Source organism: Mogibacterium pumilum, assembly GCF_002243385.1.
Lineage (GTDB): Bacteria > Bacillota > Clostridia > Peptostreptococcales > Anaerovoracaceae > Mogibacterium > Mogibacterium pumilum.
Genome location: NZ_CP016199.1, coordinates 1,164,881 through 1,168,845, shown reverse-complemented (window position 1 = coordinate 1,168,845; position 3,965 = coordinate 1,164,881). Strand labels below are relative to the sequence as shown.

Genomic DNA, 3,965 nt, shown 5'->3' with positions numbered 1-3,965 from the left:
TTTTCTTCTATACTTCGGTGCAAATACTATATGATATTTACATCTCCAGCTTGTGTGTGCTAGAGTATTTTTGTCATCCACGATGGCAACCTCCTTTGTTATTTGATGTGGTTGGCGAACCAACACCATGATAACACTGGAGGTTTTTTTCTTGAAGCTAAAGCTATCCTAATCACACCGGCATAGCCGGTGGTTTATTGATTCACTTCGCTATCGCTCGGCGAATCCACTGCTAAAGCAGAACCAATAAAAATCGTTTGCCGAATTGTTGCGACAAACGATTTTCTACTTTTTTCAAATTATATTGCTCTTTATCATTCATTAGAAATCCAACATTTAGATTTTTATTCACGGTTATTTATCTTTGTCTCATTCGACCATACTAACTCACCTTTTATTCCATATAAAACTGACCGGGTTTCATATTTATCACCCCTGCTGTAAGCTATCTTCAGATATTCAACAGCTTTTTGATCATCTGCTTGCGTTGAATATGCCGTGTTCAGGTCGCCTGTTACAGTATATATATCAAAGTTCTTGACTCTCAAAAGTTCATCACCTGTTGATGTTGCTGCGCACAGATATCTACTTTTTAAATTGCTAATTGAGTCCGGAAGTAACACACACACATCAACGCTATGTACACGCTCTGCTCTAACACCTACACCTAGTTCTTCTCTATAAAAGGCACTTATATCCATTCCATTACGATATTTTGCTGTATAAAAATCATCTTCTGATGTTTTAAAGTATATATTATATTGCTGAACCCCAAGCCTGTCTGCAATATACCTTTTCGTAGCATTTTCAATTTCATAACTCTGCCTTGTGTCACCGCACTTTATTGCACCTTCAGTATCCAAATCTACAATTACATTAAACTGTTCATTGCCATATGTAACCTCAAATACCTTTGTATTAGTTGTTTCAACTTTATCACGCTTGATTCTACGTATAGAAGTTGGGATAATATCATACTTATTTTTCAAATAATCTATGGCAACTTTGCGGTATCTTTTCACCTCTTTTTGCTCTGCTTTTACAATCTCTCTTTTTGAGGTTAAACTATTTCTAAAATAGTTTGTTTCTTTAGCAAGAGTCTTTAGTGACTTCTTATCTAACTTGTATTTAGTTATGAAGCTTTTAAGGTCATTTAGATAAGCTTTCCCATCTTCTTTACTAAGCTTTCCTTCTGGATTAAAATAATGCCTTATATCGACTTTTGATCCTTTTATTATTTCAGAATAATACTTAATGGGAGTATCATAGTCTTGCATGTAATAAACTAGGTAGTATTCAGCGTCTAAAGCTCCTCTTATGACGTAGTACGAACCGCTACATTCGTCAAATGAATCAATGCATGCAATAGACTCTATCCCATTAGCTCTATAAGTTAGTTCAATGCGCTTATTGGTTGTTTCTTTTGATACAAGTTTTACAACATAGTTCCCACGTAGACCATCCAATTGTTCTTTTGTTTCTACACGATTATCTTGTGTGTCATACACCTCTATTATAAAGCCTTCAGATTTAAGTCTCTTTGCAACGCTATTTTTTTTACCATAGGACACAGAAACGCTTGTAATAACAATACTTGTAACAATTAAAATAACAAGACTACATATAATAATCTTATCATGCCTCTTAGCTAGATTTTTTAATAAGCAAAATTTGCTTGTTTTATGAGAATCTATGTTAACCTTGTTCATGCGTCCTCCTCATACAGAACTACATACTGCATTATCTATGGCTTATCTTATCAGTTACTTATATTTTATATAATATAGCTGAATTTCTAATGAAAAAGGTATAAACATAATGTTTAGACCTTTTTCATATAATCTTCTTATATTCAGTTAACAAACACTGTCTTCTTTTTGTTAAAATGCATTTTACCACAGCTAACCCTCTTATCTTGCTAACTAGAGACTGTATCATTATGACTATTACTTCAAAACTACCACCTTTGTTATACACATCCTATCGGAAACATCGCCAGTTTTTGAATTATTATTGGTCTTAACGAATCCTTCCCGTCTTATAAGTTTTTTATATATAGTCCATCTTTACTAGCTGTAATTATTTAAAACAAACGAAGAGTTTCCTTGTTTAACTGCATTATTTCTTTGGAATTAACACACCGATAGTCATACCTAATATCTCGCCAAAAGACATTGCCATAACAAAACCGACCCCTGATCCATCAAGTATAACACCTATTAGCAAGCCCATCGAAATACCTATAATCATCCCTGTGGCCATATGGTCGCCTTTGTATTTTTTAGTTTTATCTAAAGCTCTTCTTATTATTGTGACAATCATGATTGTCAGGCAAAATGCTGTAAGAATTAAAAAAATTTTACCCAGCATTATGTAGTTGCTGTCATTCATTAGTATTCTCGTATAATCCAATTACCTGATATAGGTCTGGATTTTTCCTTTCTCCGAGTATTCTCGGTTATTTGATTAATCCTATATAATATTTTACGAAGCACTGTGGATTTATTTCTATGTCTTTACAGCTTTGACTGTTACGAGGTGACTCAAACCACAGTTTTTCGTCTCTATTGTTAATTAGTTTGTCAACGCTTAGACGTTTCTATTCACGTGTTTACATAGACGAAAACTCTGTGGAAAACAGCAGTGCTCTAATATTTCCCAAAGGAGGTTTTCACCATGTTGCTTGTCGGCATTGATATTTCCAAATACAAGCATGATTGCTGCATCATTAATAGTGATGGTGTAGTAATTCGTGAGCCATTTAGCTTCAAAAATGACGCCGATGGCTTTGCTTTGTTCTTGGATACGCTTAATTCTCTTCCAGATTCAGAAGACATAAAAATAGGGTTTGAATCTACTGCACACTATGCTCTGAATCTGAAGCTATTCCTTGAAAAAGCCCACTACGCTTTCATGGAATTCAATCCTGTACTTCTTGCAAAGTTTAACAAGTCTCAATCTCTCAGAAGAACCAAGACGGATGCAATTGATTGCTACTCCATTGCCCGCTGGCTAGGTACGGTAGAGTTCAAACCCCATACAAATGGATTTTACCATACCTATTCTTTGAAATCATTAACAAGATTTCGCGAAACCCTTGTTAAACAACGTTCTTTTTATCTGATTAAGATAACTAACGTCCTCGATGTTATATTCCCTGAGTTTAAGCCTTTTTTCAATAACAGATTAGGTGCTACTGCACTTTATCTGCTTGAAAACTATGGTTCTTCTGAAAGGATATCTCGCATGAACTCTGCTTCATATGAGCATCTACGAAAATTATCTCGTGGTAAGTTTTCTATTCAGAAGTTTATAAAACTTAAGGAATTAGCAACTAATACCGTTGGTGAATCCAATGAGATATTTCTAATGCAGCTTAACAGCTTATTATCTCTGTATCGCGAATGTGTTTCTGAAATTGAATCAATCGAAGTTCAGATTGCTAAACTAATCAATAATATCAACCCTCGTATTATAGTGTCATAGCCTTTTCTTTACCTTTTCTACAGGTTAGGCTATGCTGTTGAAGATGCTGTGGATTGGTTTTTTTCACCTACCGCATAGACGGTTTTAGTGAGGATCCAACTACTGCCTCTCTGTCTCATTGTTAATCAGTTAGATACCGCATGACGGTTTATGTAGAACGAGGTTACATCCGGCAGAGAGCCCTGTGGATCGACAGCAGCATCAATATACTTTAAGGATGATCTGATTATGATCTATGTTGGCATTGATATCGCCAAGGATAAGCACGACTGCTGTATCCTCGGCTCTGATGGGGAGATCCTGTTCTCTCCGTTCACCATCCGGAACTCGCTACGGGGATTCGACGAGCTTTATGAGAAGATCTGGTCGTTGACTTCAGACCTGACAGAAATAAAAGTAGGTCTTGAAGCTACCGGACACTATCATCTCAACCTTCTGCGCTCGCTCCTTGATAACGGCCTAGCCAGCTTTGTTATCAA

General features: G+C 35.8%; 4 protein-coding genes. 2 read left to right on the top strand and 2 right to left on the bottom strand.

Annotated features, from left to right (window positions below):
- Window positions 1-344: 344 nt before the first annotated feature.
- A complete protein-coding gene (locus AXF17_RS05625) occupies window positions 345-1,709 on the bottom strand; it encodes a hypothetical protein (RefSeq protein WP_094234180.1) in 1,365 nt (454 codons plus the stop codon).
- Window positions 1,710-2,118: 409 nt separating this feature from the next.
- A complete protein-coding gene (locus tag AXF17_RS05620; protein WP_094234179.1) occupies window positions 2,119-2,391 on the bottom strand; it encodes a hypothetical protein in 273 nt (90 codons plus the stop codon).
- A 285-nt stretch (window positions 2,392-2,676) separates the two neighbouring features.
- Between AXF17_RS05620 and AXF17_RS05615 the strand changes: the two genes are divergently transcribed.
- Together AXF17_RS05615 and AXF17_RS05610 are read left to right on the top strand one after the other, a co-directional pair.
- Window positions 2,677-3,486 carry an IS110 family transposase gene (locus AXF17_RS05615; protein WP_094234178.1) on the top strand — a complete coding sequence of 270 codons (810 nt, stop codon included), beginning with the start codon at window positions 2,677-2,679 and terminating at the stop codon, window positions 3,484-3,486.
- 228 nt (window positions 3,487-3,714) lie between these two features.
- The coding region (locus AXF17_RS05610; protein ID WP_207651538.1) for an IS110 family transposase at window positions 3,715-3,965 on the top strand (251 nt) is incomplete at its 3' end.

What these genes read in the sequence shown, in the direction of transcription:
- AXF17_RS05625 (WP_094234180.1), bottom strand. Translation starts at nt 1,709, where the DNA reads ATGAACAAGGTTAACATAGATTCTCATAAAACAAGCAAATTTTGCTTA.
- AXF17_RS05620 (WP_094234179.1), bottom strand. Translation starts at nt 2,391, where the DNA reads ATGAATGACAGCAACTACATAATGCTGGGTAAAATTTTTTTAATTCTT.
- AXF17_RS05615 (WP_094234178.1), top strand. Translation starts at nt 2,677, where the DNA reads ATGTTGCTTGTCGGCATTGATATTTCCAAATACAAGCATGATTGCTGC.